This is a genomic window from Nitrosomonas sp. Nm132, from assembly GCF_900100485.1.
Taxonomy (GTDB): domain Bacteria; phylum Pseudomonadota; class Gammaproteobacteria; order Burkholderiales; family Nitrosomonadaceae; genus Nitrosomonas.
Window position 1 is genome coordinate 122,954 of record NZ_FNDH01000004.1, and the last position, 16,056, is coordinate 139,009.

General features: G+C 47.4%; 14 protein-coding genes and 1 pseudogene. 10 read left to right on the forward strand and 5 right to left on the reverse strand.

Translation table 11 applies throughout. The annotated features are described in order from the left end of the window. Window positions 1-666: 666 nt before the first annotated feature. Window positions 667-1,824, forward strand: coding sequence for a DUF2235 domain-containing protein (locus BLP80_RS02995; RefSeq protein WP_090540002.1), 1,158 nt, complete (start codon window positions 667-669; stop codon window positions 1,822-1,824). 561 nt (window positions 1,825-2,385) lie between these two features. Here BLP80_RS02995 and ppa read toward each other — a convergent pair. Then, entirely contained in the window at window positions 2,386-2,934 is a 549-nt protein-coding gene (gene ppa / locus BLP80_RS03005) for an inorganic diphosphatase (RefSeq protein WP_090540006.1), read from the reverse strand. Window positions 2,935-3,052: 118 nt separating this feature from the next. Here ppa and BLP80_RS03010 point away from each other — a divergent pair, with 118 nt between their 5' ends. From BLP80_RS03010 to BLP80_RS03045, 8 genes are all read left to right on the forward strand, one after another. Then, window positions 3,053-3,877, forward strand: coding sequence for an alpha/beta hydrolase (locus tag BLP80_RS03010; protein ID WP_256324929.1), 825 nt, complete (start codon window positions 3,053-3,055; stop codon window positions 3,875-3,877). 341 nt (window positions 3,878-4,218) lie between these two features. Next, on the forward strand, window positions 4,219-4,467 hold the full coding sequence (locus tag BLP80_RS03015; protein ID WP_090540011.1) for a hypothetical protein: 249 nt from the start codon (window positions 4,219-4,221) through the stop codon (window positions 4,465-4,467). Between the two features lie 70 nt (window positions 4,468-4,537). Then, the gene (locus BLP80_RS03020; protein WP_090540013.1) at window positions 4,538-5,692 is read left to right on the forward strand and encodes a cysteine desulfurase family protein; all 1,155 of its coding nucleotides are present in this window, start codon (window positions 4,538-4,540) and stop codon (window positions 5,690-5,692) included. A gap of 152 nt (window positions 5,693-5,844) precedes the next feature. Continuing rightward, window positions 5,845-6,669, forward strand: coding sequence for a phosphocholine cytidylyltransferase family protein (locus tag BLP80_RS03025; RefSeq protein WP_090540015.1), 825 nt, complete (start codon window positions 5,845-5,847; stop codon window positions 6,667-6,669). A gap of 3 nt (window positions 6,670-6,672) precedes the next feature. Then, a complete protein-coding gene (locus tag BLP80_RS03030; protein WP_090540017.1) occupies window positions 6,673-7,116 on the forward strand; it encodes an HIT family protein in 444 nt (147 codons plus the stop codon). Window positions 7,117-7,126: 10 nt separating this feature from the next. After that, entirely contained in the window at window positions 7,127-8,167 is a 1,041-nt protein-coding gene (locus BLP80_RS03035; RefSeq protein WP_090540018.1) for a fatty acid desaturase family protein, read from the forward strand. 22 nt (window positions 8,168-8,189) lie between these two features. Further along, window positions 8,190-8,909, forward strand: coding sequence for a 2,3-bisphosphoglycerate-dependent phosphoglycerate mutase (locus BLP80_RS03040; protein WP_090540020.1), 720 nt, complete (start codon window positions 8,190-8,192; stop codon window positions 8,907-8,909). Beyond that, window positions 8,887-9,696 (forward strand): hypothetical protein, encoded by an 810-nt coding sequence (locus tag BLP80_RS03045; RefSeq protein ID WP_090540022.1) that lies wholly within the window; start codon window positions 8,887-8,889, stop codon window positions 9,694-9,696. Before BLP80_RS03040 ends, BLP80_RS03045 begins: the two co-directional genes overlap by 23 nt. Before the next feature lie 498 nt (window positions 9,697-10,194). On the opposite strand, the gene BLP80_RS03050 is transcribed toward BLP80_RS03045, so the two are convergent. From BLP80_RS03050 to BLP80_RS03060, 3 genes are all read right to left on the reverse strand, one after another. Continuing rightward, entirely contained in the window at window positions 10,195-11,097 is a 903-nt protein-coding gene (locus BLP80_RS03050; RefSeq protein WP_090540024.1) for a hypothetical protein, read from the reverse strand. A 122-nt stretch (window positions 11,098-11,219) separates the two neighbouring features. Continuing rightward, a complete protein-coding gene (locus BLP80_RS03055) occupies window positions 11,220-11,942 on the reverse strand; it encodes a hypothetical protein (RefSeq protein ID WP_090540026.1) in 723 nt (240 codons plus the stop codon). Window positions 11,943-11,973: 31 nt separating this feature from the next. Beyond that, window positions 11,974-12,948 (reverse strand): SDH family Clp fold serine proteinase, encoded by a 975-nt coding sequence (locus BLP80_RS03060; protein ID WP_090540028.1) that lies wholly within the window; start codon window positions 12,946-12,948, stop codon window positions 11,974-11,976. 665 nt (window positions 12,949-13,613) lie between these two features. Between BLP80_RS03060 and BLP80_RS03070 the strand changes: the two are divergent. Then, window positions 13,614-14,485: pseudogene (locus BLP80_RS03070) on the forward strand (phage protease). A gap of 230 nt (window positions 14,486-14,715) precedes the next feature. Here the strand turns inward: BLP80_RS03070 and BLP80_RS03080 are convergent. Beyond that, the gene (locus BLP80_RS03080) at window positions 14,716-15,984 is read right to left on the reverse strand and encodes a glucose-1-phosphate adenylyltransferase (protein WP_090540033.1); all 1,269 of its coding nucleotides are present in this window, start codon (window positions 15,982-15,984) and stop codon (window positions 14,716-14,718) included. Window positions 15,985-16,056 lie beyond the last annotated feature (72 nt).

Consider the following 16,056-nt stretch of genomic DNA (forward strand, 5'->3'; position numbering starts at 1 on the left):
CATCCTGTCTGGCTTTACTCCGAGTCTGGTCATGGCGTCACTGTCCGCGTTCCCGTTCCCGCTTCAAGCCTCCAAAGAAGCGCTCTGCTACAGCCTTATCCCGACAATCACCCTGCCTGCTCATACGGCTGATTCCTTATAGTCCTAAAAAGCGCGCATCCTTGCCATTTATTGTTTAGTTTGGGCAGAAGTAAATCCATTATTGGGATCCGGCGGCGCGTTCCCTTTAATCTTTTTAGTGTGAATAGCGGTTGTAATGTGTTTGGATCATTAGCACAGCAACCAGATCATATGGCTCTTTTTATTGATGTTCCTGGCGCCGAAGGATAAAAATTGTATGCATATGCATTATTGCCTACCTACTTGTTACCTCCTAGCATCATCTTGCAACAAAGCTAAGCTGGTTTGATCCGTATTTTACTTTAACCCGAATATTTCATAAATTGGCGCGTGTCCTCACTTGTCTTTTGATTAATAAGAAAGATTTTGCTCAGTCGGGTGTATGAGTCACTACACCCCTCTTTCTCAAAACTTCCCTATTAATCAAAATCCTGCGTGATCATCACGCGAATTTATGAAATATTCGGGCTAACAAACAGGGTGTTTATTTTTCCTATACACCATTAACTTTTTAACATTAAGTTTAATTATGGGGGGGTAAGGATTATGAAGAAACTCGCTGTATTTTTTGATGGAACATGGAATCGCGAGGATCAACGCAATGAAAATGGGCAAGCTTGCCCCACGAATGTGGTCAAACTCTTCGAGGCGACTCTTCCCGCTGATAACCGCGGTAATCCGCAGCTTGTTGAGTATGTGCGAGGAATTGGAACACGTCGTACTGAGCGGATCAGAGGTGGGGGATTCGGCTACGGCATCTCGGATAACATCAAGGAAGGTTACAGATTTCTGGTCAGCAATTATGAACCGGGTGATGCCATTTATATCTTTGGTTTCAGTCGCGGTGCCTATACAGCCAGAAGCCTTGCCGGCTTGATTCGCAACAGTGGTATTCTGAAACGCGATAAAATGCATCGGATCAACGAAGCGTATGCTATTTATAAAGATAAATCCCCGAAGTGGCATCCCAATGCGCCTGCTTCCGAGGCGTTTAGGCAACAACACACTTGGGGTAACGAAACAATCAGATTCCTGGGCGTTTTTGATACGGTGGGTGCATTGGGTGCACCGTTTGGCATCGTTTTTAGCTGGATCGTTGCTAAGTTATTTAAGATCGGATTCCATGATACACAGCTGAGTTCCATTATCGAGAGCGCTTACCACGCTTTGGCAGTTGACGAGCGACGCTTGCCGTTTCTCCCGACTCCTATGGAATCTAATATTAAACGACATAATTCTTCAAACTTTGAACAAAAGTGGTTTCCTGGGGTGCATTCCAACGTTGGTGGCGGCTATCCGAATACTGGGTTGTCCGATTTAGCGCTTGAATGGATGGCGAGCAAGGCGGCGTCTCATGGTTTGAGTCTTGATTTGCAAAGAATATCGAACCCGCCATTCAGCCCAAACGTGCAAGAATCGCCGGAAAGTTCTCAATCCATGCTGTACCGTATCCCCACGGTGTTATTTGTGAAGCTGCCAGGCTTGATAGGTCTGGTTCCTAAGAAATACAAAAACGCCCTGTCAGATATTCAGTGGAATGGCGACTACATCCGACCTATCCCCGATAAAGGAGACATTGCCCCATATATCGGAAATTCATCAAGTCAACTAGCGAAGCAATATCAGGGCAGCCTCGATGTTTCTATCATCCAGAAAATCAACCAATGTTCTGAGCAGTATCAACCACTCAACGTCTTAAGATAAACCTAAATTCCCCGTTAGCGCGAGCGGATATCCGCTTTGCTGAGAAAGATGCCGAACCGGACAGCTGGCTGCGCAAGCTGATAACGCAGCGTAACAAAAATGCTGCTGCAGTCGCACTGGCGAACAAGAACGTATGTGTCGTCTGGGTTTTGCCGGAAAATGACAAAATATACGAACAGGATTACATCCCAACAGCCCAGACTGCTGCATCGTAATCCGGTTAGATGGATGGGCGTATCAAAATGATGCATATCGATAGCAAGTTTAAGGAGTAAAGCTCAGTGTATGGAGTACGTGGTAGCAATAAGCTGCTACTCAGGGATTCCATCAGGGACAGAAGCAAGGTATCTCACGCAAGTCCGGATATAGCGGATATAGAGCGGCAATTTTTACCTTCTCAAAATCGTTGAGTGAAAGTCCGCTTTTTGGGTTCCCGCCTACACGGGAACGGCAAGATTGGGCTTATTCAGAAACGCTTCAGTGACCTCACTGGCCACTGACTGATATTTCGAGTGTAATCATTTACTTTCTTCACGCAGCAAATGATCAGTAATATTCGGGTTAGAACTTGGGTTTATTTTTTGCTGAATTATAACGTTTGACGCCTGCCATAATCTCTGTCTTGGCTTCGTCAATACCCCCCCATCCTTCAATCTTGACCCATTTGCTCTTTTCAAGATCTTTGTAGTGAGCGAAGAAATGCGCAATCTGCGCACGCATGAATTCTGGTAGGTCTTCCAGAGATTTGATTTGCGTGTAAAGACTGCATAATTTGTCTATCGGTACTGCCACCAGCTTGATATCTTCACCGGCTTCATCAGTCATATGCAATGCACCGAGTGGTCTACAGCGCACAACCACACCGGTAATCAAGGGCACCGGCGAAATGACCAGGACATCTACTGGATCTTTATCTTCGGATAAGGTATGGGGGATGTAGCCATAATTACACGGATAATGCATGGAAGTAGACATGAAACGGTCTACAAACATAGCACCTGTTTTCTTGTCCATTTCATATTTGATGGGATCAGAATTCATAGGGATTTCAATGATCACATTGAAATCGTTGGGGAGATCATGACCTGAATCGACGCGGTCTAAATTCATTGGTAATCCTAGAGATAATAATGCGCTATTATACCGATAGGCGCTGATTATCAGAATATTGATTCTCGATAAACTTTGCTTCCTTAAAGAATGCTACGTTAACTTAGTCATTATGCGCATGTTACTTAAACTGGTTATGTTTATTGCAGCCAGCTATGCGGCATTGCTGCTACTGGTATTTTTCGCACAATCGCATCTCATCTATTTTCCGCAAACCGGACGTGACATTGCCATTACACCTGCCCAGGATGGGCTTGCTTATGAAGTGGTGAAGCTTGCCACGAGTGATCATGAAACCCTGCATGGCTGGTTTGTGCCTGCGCCCTCTGCTGCAAAGGGAACCATTCTTTTCTTTCACGGGAATGCAGGCAATATTTCCCATCGAATGGATTATTTGCTGACGTTTTATCGGCTGGGTTATAGCACGTTCATTTTCGATTACCGTGGTTATGGCAAAAGCAGTGGCTCGCCATCAGAATCAGGCACTTATCATGATGCATCGGCGGCATGGCGATACTTGACCGAGATAAAAGCGATTCCGCCTTCTCGTATTGTGCTATTCGGTGAATCGCTGGGTGGAGCCATCGCAGCATGGCTTGCTGCACAGCAAAAACCTGCTGCATTGGTATTGGCATCCGTACTGACTTCGGTGCCCGATCTGGCAGCGGAATTGTATCCTTTCCTGCCGGTGCGCCTACTGTCCCGTTTTCAATACCGTACGATCGACTATTTGCCGTCTATTACTTGTCCGGTGCTGGTCGCGCATAGTCCGCAAGATGAAATCGTGCCGTTTTCGCACGGCCAGGCGCTCTTTCAGGCAGCATCCGAACCGAAGCAATTTCTGGCATTGCAGGGTGGGCACAATGAAGGCTTCATTTTTACCCGCAAGGAATGGGCCATGTCACTGGATGAATTTCTCATCACAAGCTTGGGGGCGCCCTAACAAGAGCAAATCAACGAATATATTTTTAGCGGATTTTTGCTTATTTTTTGGAATCTTCTCTTAACCCGAATATTTCATAAATTGGCACGTGCCCTCACTTGTCTTTTGATTAATAAGAAAGATTTTGCTCAGTCGGGTGTATGAATCACTACACCCCTCTTTCTCAAAACTTCCCTATTAATCAAAATCCTGCGTGATCATCACGCGAATTTATGAAATATTCGGGTTAATGTGTGTTGGTTCTCCAGCATTCAGTATCTAAAGTAATGCTTGCAAGATTAACTTTTATTCATTGAGGCGGTCTTATTCAGTTCAGTTAGTCCGAATAAAAGGAGGTTCAGATGAAATTGCGTCATTTCATAGCGATGGTATGCCTGCTCATATTTAGTAGCGGGGCGTTTGCGTATCGCTGTTCGATCGATATGAGAAAAATTGATGAGGCTTTGGCAAAAAAACCGGCAATCACTGAAGCTCAAGAAACTGAGGTCAGGAAGTTGCGCGCTGAAGGTGAAACTTTACATGAAAAGGGAAAGCATCAAGAAGCACTGGAAACCCTGCATAAAGCAATGGAAATATTGGGTGTTCAGTAAAAATCTGATGAGCGGGAAAATAATGGCACTGAATGAAAGTGCCTAACATTCTGGGAAAAAGTGAAAATCAATGACGCAAACTTATTTTGATCATAATGCGACCACCGCAGTCGATGAAACCGTATTGGAAGCCATGCTGCCGTATTTCCGGCTGGCTTATGGCAATGCGTCCAGCCGTCATGCGTATGGAATGGTCGCGCGCCGTGCGATCAATCAGGCACGCGAGCAAGTCGCGCAGGCTGTTGGGGTGCAGCCGTCACAGATCATCTTTACGAGCGGCGGATCGGAGGCAAACAATCTTTTCATCCGCGGGGTGGCAGATTATTTGAAGCCTTCACGCGTGGCCGTCAGCGCGATCGAGCATCCCTGTATCAGGCGGCCAGCACAGGAGTTGGCGCGAAGAACGAGCGAACGATGGCAATTGCGCCAGTTGGCAGTGAATGAATTAGGTCAGGTGAGATTGGATGATGCAGCAAGCGCCTTGGCTGACCAGCCAGCGATGGTATCGGTGATGCTGGCAAACAATGAAACCGGCGTGATTCAGGAGGTGGCTGCCATCGCGGACATGGCCCGATCACAAGGCGCCTGGATGCATACCGACGCAGTTCAGGCGTTCGGCAAAATTCCAGTTGATTTCACCGAACTGAAAGTGCATGCGATGACTATTTCCGCTCATAAAATTTATGGGCCCAAGGGCGCAGCCGCATTGATCATCGACAAGCGATTGCTACTTAAGCCACTTATTTATGGCGGAGGGCATGAAAACGGCTTGCGTTCGGGTACTGAGAATGTGCCGGCGATCGTTGGTTTCGGTGTTGCCTGTGAGTTGGCCGGGTCACGCATGCACGATCTGTCCGTACGCTTGACTGGATTGCGTGACTACCTCGAACGCGGGTTAATAGAAATGGGTGCGACGATTTTCGGATTGGGTGCGTCGCGCTTACCAAATACCTGCTATTTTGCGCTGCCGGAGATCGAAGGTGATACTTTGGTTGTGCGCCTGGACAAAGCGGGTTTTGCGGTAGCCAGCGGGGCGGCCTGTTCCAGTGTGACTCCGGGACAGAGCCACGTGCTGGAAGCGATGGGGGTTGAGCCCATGCTTGCGCGTTGCGCGGTAAGAGTAAGCCTGGGCGATGGCAATACCATGACTCAAGTCGATGATTTTCTGAAGGCCGTTGGCAAAATCGCCGAAGAGCTGAAGCGTTTGAACGGGATGATGATTTGATTCATTCCTGTGAAAAATGCTGTTGCGTTGAGTGGTCGAGACTGCTATCAAATTAAGGAAAATCCGATGTTTTCAAGTAGAATAACTTCCCGATATTAATATTTTTACGCAGCAAAAATCATCAGAAGGTAAACAATGCGGCAAATGATGCTATGACTGACAATAAAAGCTTAGGTCCTGTTAAAGCCATTGTTTTGAGTGCGGGGCAGGGTCGGCGATTACTTCCCCTGACTGAAAATACCCCCAAGTGCTTGTTACCCGTTTTTGGCAAGCCCGTGATCGCATGGCAGATCGATGCTTTGTTGCAGGCGGGAATTGAGGACGTGACGGTGGTTGTTGGTTTCCAGGTTGGAAAGGTGGAAGCATTACTGGCGGAGCGTTATGCCGATTATCCTCAAGTCAAAACACGGTTCAATCCTTTTTTTGAGGTGGCGGATAATCTAGCCAGTTGCTGGATTGCGCGTGATGAGATGACCGATAATTTTCTGTTGCTGAATGGCGATACCCTTTTTGACGCTGGCTTATTGTCGCGTGTGCTGGAAGCTGAGAGGGCGCCTATTACGCTTTGTGTAGACTTCAAGGAAGCATACGATGAAGATGACATGAAAGTGCAGCTGGATGCTGATGGATGGGTAAAGCATGTCAGTAAAGTCCTGACAGCAGAGCATACGAATGCTGAATCCATCGGGTTGATCCATTTTCATGGACGGGGCGCCCAGCTTTTCCAGGATGCAGTTGAACGTGCCTTGCGGGATCCGGCCAAGCTTAAATCCTGGTATCTCACCATCATTGATATGCTAGCTCAGCAACGATTGGTGAATGCTTGCTCCGTGCAGGGATTCAAATGGTGCGAAATTGATTTCATTGATGATTTGCGCAGAAGTGAAACGTTGTTTGCGTTGCAGGGCGGGGTATCGAAGAAAGCGAACCAGGCGGAGAACGCTGTATCTGATAATGTATCATCTACCGCAATCTAGCTTATGGCGATAACCGTTTTTAATGGCACCATGCAGAAATTTGGCGCCCCGGCTACCATCATTCACCAGTGTCCGCATTGGAGCGTCCTGCTGCGTCCTGCGCAACTTACCTTGGGCGCATTAGTGCTTGTCGCCCATGAACCAGTGCAGGCGTTTTCTGAATTGAGCCCGGCGAGTTTTGTGGCGTTGCACCAGATGACCGGGCAGATCGAGTCTGCGCTGAAAAAAGCGTTTAATTACGACAAGCTGAACTACCTGATGCTGATGATGGTTGATCCAGATGTGCATTTCCACGTAGTTCCGCGTTATGCCCATCCAAAGCAGTTCAGTGGTCAAACATTTGTGGATGCCGGCTGGCCCGGTGTTCCTAACTTCGGGCAAATCAATGACACTGATAGCGCGACCAACCAACTGATCATTGAATACATTAAGGCCTGCTGGGAATAAACAAGATAAGATGTCTGATAGCAATTTGCCTGCTGATTTTCCATTGCACGAAGCCCATGCGCTCGTGCGCGATCTGATGACGCCGAATCCATGGATATATTGGCTGGATTTTCTGTTTCATATTACGCTGAGTTGGACTGCGTTCGTAATCGCGCTACATAGCTCATTTTTCTCCATTTGGCAGCTTCTCGCATGTAGTGTCGCCGTATTGGCTTTTTATCGGTCGGCAATCTTTGTCCATGAACTGGCTCATCTCAAGAAGGGAACGTTCACAGTATTTCGTCTGGCGTGGAATCTAATCTGCGGTATTCCCCTGATGATTCCATCGTTTACTTATGATGGTGTCCATAACGATCATCACAAACGCGATGTGTATGGCACCAGCAAGGATGGTGAATATCTGCCGTTCGCAACGCAACGGCCTGGCGAGATGGTGCGTTATGTGCTGCTGTCATTCATGCTGCCGCTGCTGCTGGTCGCCCGTTTCCTGCTGCTGACACCGCTATCCTATTTGATTCCGCCATTGCGTAAGCTGGTCTGGGAGCGGGCCTCTTCTCTGACGATTAACCCCAATTACAAACGAGCAGCCAACGCTGTACGTAATGATCACAACTGGCGCTTACAGGAATTCGCCACGTTTATGTTTGCACTGATGGTTGTTACCAGTGTTGCCCTCGGCGTTCTGCCTTACCAGGCGTTGGCGCTGTGGTATGTCATTGCGGTGTTGATTTTCATCCTGAATTCATTGCGCACCTTGGCGGCGCATGCTTATCGCAATCCGGGCGATCGTACCCTGGGACTGGCTGAGCAGTACTTGGATTCAGTCAATATCCCGGGAAATTTCATCACGGGCCTGTGGGCGCCGGTGGGATTGCGTTATCACGCCACGCATCATCTCTTCATGAGTCTGCCTTATCACAACCTGGGCAAGGCGCAGCAACGCCTTGTGCGCGGGCTGAACGACAATACCCTGTATCTGCAAACGGTGCGCAAGGGACTGTGGGATGCCTTGACACGCATCTGGAAAGAAGCGGCCGCATCAACCCGTTAGAAACGATCAAGGAACATCCTCCATGAGTGAGCAACAGGCGATAACACGACTTATCCTCTTACGCCATGGGCAGAGTGTCTGGAATAAGGATAAGCATTTTACCGGTTGGAGTGATGTGACGCTGAGCCCAAAAGGTGAACAGGAAGCGGAACGAACAGGCCGTTTGCTGAAGGAAGCGGGTTATACCTTTGATATCTGTTTTACTTCGGAGCTGCAGCGTGCGACGGATACCCTCAAGATTGTGCTGGCGACAATGGGGCTGGAGGGAATACCCATTCGACAAGACTGGCGACTGAACGAGCGTCATTATGGTGCGTTGGAGGGGTTGCGCCGCTGGCAGGCGGTCAGGCAATTTGGCATCTGGCCGGTACTGGGCACACAGGTTTGCTTTGCCGCCGCGCCGCCTTCCCTTGAGCTGAGTGATGCGCGTTTTCCCGGCAATCAGGCACGCTATGCAGGGATCGATAAATCGCTGCTGCCCCTGGCAGAAAGCATAGAACAAACCGTGCAGCGCGTGTTGCCCCTCTGGCAACAAACGATTTTACCGGAGATTCAGCAAGGGAAACGGGTACTGATTGTTTCGCACAAGAATCTATTACGCGCCCTGATGATGCAACTCGCCAACCTCTCGCAAAGGCAAGTGATGAAGCTCTCTATCGCGACCGCCCAGCCGCTGTGTTTTGAGCTCGACAACAAGCTAAATCTGGTCAGGTACTATTATGTGCATCGAGAAAAAGGGTGAATCAACTATCCCCAATTCAGATGCGCTCAATTGGATAATTGGTCCTGCAACGCAGTGCATTAGTTTAATCGCTGAGGAAACCAGGGTAGCGTCGTTGCTACAACGTGCCATAGCCGCGCTTGCACACCTAGATCCGCTGCTTGACATCGCACGTCAGCGTCTTAAGTCAGCTAACAAAGAAGTAGAGGTGATTGACAGGCTGATTTCTGAGCAGCGGAACGGTCTTGGCCGGTGGGCAAGCGAGTTAATAGAGGAAGATTTTGACTCAATCAACAGACATGGAATCATTGGAATATGGGTAGCTGTTGAAGTGGCGGTGGAGGACACAGCTGTTCTCATCCTCACTAAAGATACATCAGCCCTCCGATTGGTTGCCGATGCCGGCGTCAAATTGCCGCAGTCATTGGTATCGCCACTTACCGTGACAGATGCGCGCCGTGTGTATAAGCGTCTAGAAGCTCATACGCGCAGAGATCGTTCCGCTGCGGATGGCTATCGCCACCTGATGTCAACTCTTTGTATTTCATTCACTCTATCTCCTGAGATCAGTAACTCACTTGCTGAACTTAACTACATACGCAACTGCCTTCTGCATCGAGGAGGTATCGCAGATGAACGTGCGAGTGTTGAGGCTCCGGGCCTTTCGTTCCAACTTGGAGAACCCATCAAAATACCAAGTAAGCGGTATCTTCACTATTTCGATGCGGTAGGGAAGTTTGCTCTGGCGCTTCTTGCGGGTGTTCTCAGCAGCCGCTATGTTCAAACAAGAGATCACGGCGTTCGCTAGTCTGTCGTTCGAACAGCTTCATAAAAAGCAAGTGATAGGGCGCAATCATTATTGCGCCGAATGAGAAATCAAAGCCGCCATTCAAGATGGCGGCCCGTATCTTGCTACGGGCATTAACTAACGCTTATTAACGATTAATGTATAAGCAAATCAAGAATCAAAGGAATCTTTGAGCGTCGATATCATTCAGCACTTGCAATTCAAGACGGTATCTGACCCCATTGTTCTCTTTCATCCGTTTCATCTGGCACGGCGTTGGCGTAGAGCAATTCGAGCTCTTTAGGCTTAGTAATCATCTCATCAGCAATGAAATTGAGTACATGGAATAGCCTTATTCCAATTACAGATAGAAACAGTAATTATGAAGCAGCATAACACTCTGTAATATAATCATATTATTGATATTATTATTTTCATTTCTATCGGGAGTTGGAATTAGAGCAATATCCCGTCCATCATCAAGGACTATTTGACCAGGGTGCACAGCATTATTGATTATTACTCGAGCAAAGCGAACAGGTGCTCTGTGCTTTCGTTGGGCGCCCACTCTACATTTTTCTCTTTAAGCGAGGACAACAGCTTGCTAATGGAGCGAATTTTGTACAGCAAGTCCCTTAAAATCCTTGCCATTTCAATATGATGCTGATTGAAAATCTCGTAGTCTATAACCACCTGGTTATAATAGCTAAATCTTTCATCCCAGTGCCGATTACGCTTGGAGTTTTTTATAACGCTTAGTAAAAACTGATCTTCTGACTTTCCTGGATGAATCAGTTCCAAATAGGTTTGAAGATCTCCATTCGACTCAAATGCAAGATACTTGAAGAATGATTCTCCGTCTCGCCCCGACTGAATAACCTCGGAGAATAATTCGAATAGCAGTTCTTCTAAAAAGTCACTATAGGCGCGAAGCACGTTGTCACGTCTGAATGATTCAATTTCAAGAGAGGCTTTTGAATGTATAAAACATAGCAATACATCAATGTACATGTCGCAGTCTTCTTTCAATCCATCAATGATTAACTTCTGATCATTTTGAGAGGCATAGAAGCATTTCTTTTTCTCTCGAAGTCTAATCTGGAGCTCGTTAATCAATTCATTTGACGCACAAGAAAGCTGTTCGCTTCTCGACAGCTTGATGGATTCCTTTGTGTACGTCTTGGCATCTTGCCAATAATTATAGATGGAGTTGTACTTGTTTCTTGTTTTCTCATCATTTTGCTTGCAATGTAGATTGTGCAATTTCTCAATGACAGGAGCGAAATCCACTAGAGCAGGGTTTCGATTATCATGCTCCAATATGAGTTCAAAGAACTCAGGAATTTTTAGCCCCTCTGATAAGTAACCAATCTGTCCATTTGATCTTCTTAAACCAATAAATAATTCCGTATTTTTTCTCATTTTTATATTGAACCCTTTGCAAGTTCGAATTTGTAACCATGTAACGTAAAGCTAACCGACGCCCGAAAGCCAGCAAAGCTGGCTTTCGGGCGTCCAGGTTGAGCGCCTTGTTGGGCATGTGGTCACCACGCTTTGAAATCAGGGACTTTGAGATCATCACGATCGCCGACGTGCGCAATGTCAGAGATCAGTGCCTCGTAATCACCTTTCGACGCGACCCGCGCAAAACGAGACTTAAATGCCGCTAGTTCTTTGTCGGTAGCCATGGGCGTGACGATGGATATGGATTGTTCGTAATGAACGATCGCAGAGTTGATGTATCGGTCTTTAGCATTTCCAATGATCATCCATGCGAAGAAGGCAATGCCGAGTGCAAATAGGAGATATACTGCCTTTTGCATCAATTGGACTTTAGGTACCAATTCTGAAGTACTTGTGCGCAGATTAGAAATGCGCACCTGTAAATCTGCCTTGGGCTCACTTGGAGCCGCACGACCTTCGACGATTGCTTCAAGATTATCTAGGTCTTGATTCGCAGTTACGATGCGAGATGCCATGTCCTTTGTTTTTCGCGTAAGAAGGAAGAGACCGAAGACCACTCCATATCCAACCCAATAGTAAAGTGCATTTGCCAGAGAAAGGCTTGACTCTTCGTGGAAGCCTTTTGCAATCTCGCGATAAAGGTCGTCTTTGAATGCGTGAACCCCCAAGGTGGCAATGTTCAATATTCCAGCCAGGCTCCAAGTGAACACAGGTTTAAGCACATACTCCCACACGCCATTCCCTAGACCACCAACGAGCAAGGCCAGAATCACACCAAAAATTGCTTTTTTGTTGAAGGTCACGATGCCCTTTCCTTATGCACAACGCTACCCATCAGGCGCGCGGCCAGCGCGTCGGCTGAATGGGTTTGTTAGGCATTGCCGCTTGTTGTTGCTGAATTTCAACGTCTAAGAACCAGCCTTTGTCTATATGATTTTCGATAAACTTAACTACTGGGGTTACATCTAATGTGACCGCAGAAGCATGGAAAACCGAAAGTACTTTGTCCTGTAAATCTTGATCGTCTTCTAGAGCTTTAACTATAAGACCCTTGCTATCAGCCAAAGTAATACCGATTGGTCGGCCATGTGTTTTATGTTCACTTGCGCTACCCAGCCACTCTGCTATTTCTTTCCCTTTCTTCTCAGCTGTGCCTTTGAACATGTATTTGTCCAGCCACTCAGCGACTTTTGTTTTTGAATTGGCTATTGTGTTATTGCATATATTTAGTATTCCAGGTGGCAGGCTGTTTATACGAGTTATCCAAAGAGGTGCCGTTCTTGGATCTTCTAATATAGATGACTTGGCTTTTTCAAAATCATCAAGAATAGACTGTGCTGGTGCTGTGAATTGGCCATGAGGCCCAGGTAATGTAATCTGTGGATCAATAGGACCAATTGCGCTTTGCTTGCCCATTACAATTTCGTCACATGCACAAGAAATCATTGTGGCTGCTGACATCGCATTCTGTGGAATAATTGCCCGGATGTGGTCATATTTAGATCTCAAATATTGCACTATTTGATCGGCAGCTTCCAAGGAACCACCGGGACTATGAATGATGAGATCAAGCTCTTTTCTTTTCAATCCGTTGAGCGCTGCCATAAACCCTTGGATATCCTCAACGGTTATTGATTGCAGTGTAGGAGGAAGCATCGAAGATTTTATAGACGTGAACCCCGACATATAAATTATTGTGTCTCGACCGGTGTATTCCGCCAAATCATGAAGGAACCTCCTTCTGATAGTGTCTTGAGCGGAGTTTCTGGTGGATTCTATTTCTTGTTGTATTTCAGCTCTTGCTGGCATATTCGTCACTCCCTGACGTGACTAGAGACAAGAAATTCTTGGTGAATAAGAGAAATTGACTCATTGGCTATGCGTATTCCTTCTAAAACACTTTCTTCGGTGGTGGACTCTATGAATCTTTTTAGGAGCACTCTTTGCTCCTCAATGTCCACTTTCGACAGAGCATCTCTTAATTCATCTATATTGTTCGCCATAACCCCTCCAGTTGATTATTTTTTTATGCCTAACAAGTAATTATATAGTTTCCGTATATCTTCCATACTTTTGATATTAACGACAACAAGACTGTAAAGTTTATTAGGTTTGCTAACTGTATATCACCCCAAATGGAACGATATGCAGCTACAGTTCTGGAGAAGATTATGGCAGCACTAGCTGCCCCATCTCTTTATGCTTCTCGTTTGACTGACTTATCGATCTCGTTTGACTGACTTATCGATCAGGTGCTAATCTGATTCCAGTTAACTCTCTGTTCTAAGGAGGAAACACTACCTCCTTAATCCCTCCCGATGCTGCCGGTACCATGGCGGCATGAATCGAAAATACTCTCAATCATTTAATCCCACTCACGGCATCGCTGCGTGCGCTATATCGGTCACCGCCGCGAATGAAATCCAGCTATTCCCTGCCGAGCAATTCCGCGCGACCACGGCCGTCCACATGATGTGCCGCATTGGTTTATCGACGCCGCCCTGGCAACGCAAATCATCGCTGAGTTTGAAGCACGCTCAAACCGTACCGTGGTGGACTATGAACACCAAACCCTGCTTGCCGCCCAAAACGGCCAATCCGCTCCGGCTGCGGGATGGTTCGGCAGGCTGGCGTGGCGTGAATCCGGCCTCTATGCCATCGATATGGAATGGACGGAACGCGCCACCCAAATGATCGAAGGCGGCGAGTACAAATACATCTCCCCTGTTTTTGCTTATCACAAGAAGACCGGGAAGGTTTTGCGGCTGCGGCATGCCGCGCTGACCAACAACCCGGCGCTCGATGGCATGGATGCCGTTGCCGCTTCCCAATATCAACTTCTTAACATGGAGAAATTATCTATGAACGAATTGCTTGAGCAATTGCGCTGGCTGCTCAACATGCCGGTGACGGTCGATGAAGTGGTCACCGAGCTGCAGAAAGCCATCGACCAGTTGAAAGGCAGCAATCCTGCGATTGCCACCAAGGCTGATTTTAATCTGGTCGCGCGGGTGCAAAGCCTCAACAGTGAAATTGCCTCCCTCAAAGCGGCAGCCAGTCACCCCGATCCAGCCAAATTTGTGCCAGTCGCCACCATGAAAGCCTTGCAGATTGAGGTTGCCAGCCTGCGCGCGGAAAAGATCGAGCGTGCAAGCTGGGATGCGAAAACCTGGAATCGCTCAAGCAGTACCTGGCTTCAGTCCAGCCGATCACCGCCCTGACCCAAACCCAGACCGGCGGGAAACCCCCGGAAGGAAACAATAACGAAGCGTTAACGGAAGAACAGCTCGCGCTCTGTCGGGTGATGAACATCGATCCGGAAGATTTCAAGAAAAACAGGCCGTAGGGGTGAATTTCGTATTCACCCGGGCACAATCGTTATTGCGCCGAATGAAAAATACCAGTGCAATGCGCTTCGTTTATTTTGGCACTCTACGGCAATAGAATTACGCACTAAGAGAAGCAATAGGAATCCCACAGGATCAACCCTTATTCCCTTTTTTGATTCTGACTAAAATTTTTTACTGATAGGCTCGTGTGAAATATCGTCCTATTTTGCCGGTTGAATTTAGAATATCATTCAGCATAACCCGGCCCCCGGCCACGTGAATCACGTGCAAAAAAGCTGATCTTGCCCATGGGCACCACCACGGTTCCGCCGGATGTGACAACGTACTTCTGGCGATCCGCTTCACGATCATAGCCAAGTTGTGTGTTGGCTTCGATGGTGTTATGACGGTCGACGATGACACGCCGCAGCCGGGCATGGCGTCCTATCCGGACATAGTCCATGATGATGCAATCCTCCAGTTCCGCACCCTCTTCCACCACGGCTTCGCGGCGTACGATACAATTACGGATGCGCGTGTTTTTGTGGACGATGCAGGCTGCCCCAAACAAGCTATTTTCAATCTCACCGCCCAGAATCCTTGCCACCGGTCCTTGATAATTACTGGAAAAGATGGGCCATTGCGGATTAAATGCATCGAAACGGGGATGTTCTCCCATTACATCCTTATGCGCGTCAAAATAAGCGTCAATAGTCCCGACATCACGCCAGTAACCCACTTCCTCGTGAGGCTTGATACCGGGTATTTCATTACTGGAAAAGTCATACGCATATAAACGCCGGCTGGTCATCAAACGCGGTAACACATGGTTGCCGAAATCGGTCTCGCCAAGGCGGTGGGCTTCGCGTAATGCTTCTACCAACACTCCGGTATTGAATAAATAATTTCCCATGGAGGCATAGGCCCGGCCGGGATCAGAGGGCATAGGTTTGGGCAGCTGGGGTTTTTCTTGAAACGCGTTTACTTTTCCATCCGTTTCCGTGCCAATAATGCCGAAGCTCGAGGCCTGCTCCAAGGGTACCGGTAAGGCCGCGATAGTGACATCAGCGTGATGTTCTTTATGGAACCATACCATCTGGTTGATATCCATCCGATAGATGTGATCAGCGCCAAACACGGCGACAATATCGGGTTGATGGAGTTCGATGAGCCTGAGGCTCTGATAAACAGCGTCCGCGGTACCTTTAAATTGCAGGGTTTCCGTGTGCATTTCCGGTGGCACCACCGTGACAAACTGGCTCGGAAGCAAGGGAGAAATCACCCAGGCCTTGCGGATGTGTTCAATGAGTTCTTGTGATTTGTACTGGACTAAAAGGTAAACAGAATTTATTCCTGAATTGATCAGGTTGCTTAAAACGAAATCCACAATCCGATAGCGCGCACCAAACGGGACAGCAGGTTTGCAACGGTCCGCCGAGAGTGGGTTCAAACGTTTACCTTCGCCTCCCGCCATCACAAACGCAATGATTTTATCCGGATGTCTTCTGTCCTTCATTTTCTTCTCCCTGCGATGACGTTTCTTTGAGATTATTATCCTATAAAAATATTAGCCTATATGTGAGCTAAA

What these genes read in the sequence shown, in the direction of transcription:
- BLP80_RS03015 (WP_090540011.1), top strand. Translation starts at nt 4,219, where the DNA reads ATGAAATTGCGTCATTTCATAGCGATGGTATGCCTGCTCATATTTAGT.
- BLP80_RS03040 (WP_090540020.1), top strand. Translation starts at nt 8,190, where the DNA reads ATGAGTGAGCAACAGGCGATAACACGACTTATCCTCTTACGCCATGGG.
- BLP80_RS03020 (WP_090540013.1), top strand. Translation starts at nt 4,538, where the DNA reads ATGACGCAAACTTATTTTGATCATAATGCGACCACCGCAGTCGATGAA.
- BLP80_RS03045 (WP_090540022.1), top strand. Translation starts at nt 8,887, where the DNA reads ATGTGCATCGAGAAAAAGGGTGAATCAACTATCCCCAATTCAGATGCG.
- BLP80_RS03035 (WP_090540018.1), top strand. Translation starts at nt 7,127, where the DNA reads ATGTCTGATAGCAATTTGCCTGCTGATTTTCCATTGCACGAAGCCCAT.
- BLP80_RS03060 (WP_090540028.1), bottom strand. Translation starts at nt 12,948, where the DNA reads ATGCCAGCAAGAGCTGAAATACAACAAGAAATAGAATCCACCAGAAAC.
- BLP80_RS03025 (WP_090540015.1), top strand. Translation starts at nt 5,845, where the DNA reads ATGACTGACAATAAAAGCTTAGGTCCTGTTAAAGCCATTGTTTTGAGT.
- BLP80_RS03080 (WP_090540033.1), bottom strand. Translation starts at nt 15,984, where the DNA reads ATGAAGGACAGAAGACATCCGGATAAAATCATTGCGTTTGTGATGGCG.
- BLP80_RS02995 (WP_090540002.1), top strand. Translation starts at nt 667, where the DNA reads ATGAAGAAACTCGCTGTATTTTTTGATGGAACATGGAATCGCGAGGAT.
- ppa (WP_090540006.1), bottom strand. Translation starts at nt 2,934, where the DNA reads ATGAATTTAGACCGCGTCGATTCAGGTCATGATCTCCCCAACGATTTC.
- BLP80_RS03030 (WP_090540017.1), top strand. Translation starts at nt 6,673, where the DNA reads ATGGCGATAACCGTTTTTAATGGCACCATGCAGAAATTTGGCGCCCCG.
- BLP80_RS03050 (WP_090540024.1), bottom strand. Translation starts at nt 11,097, where the DNA reads ATGAGAAAAAATACGGAATTATTTATTGGTTTAAGAAGATCAAATGGA.
- BLP80_RS03010 (WP_256324929.1), top strand. Translation starts at nt 3,053, where the DNA reads ATGTTACTTAAACTGGTTATGTTTATTGCAGCCAGCTATGCGGCATTG.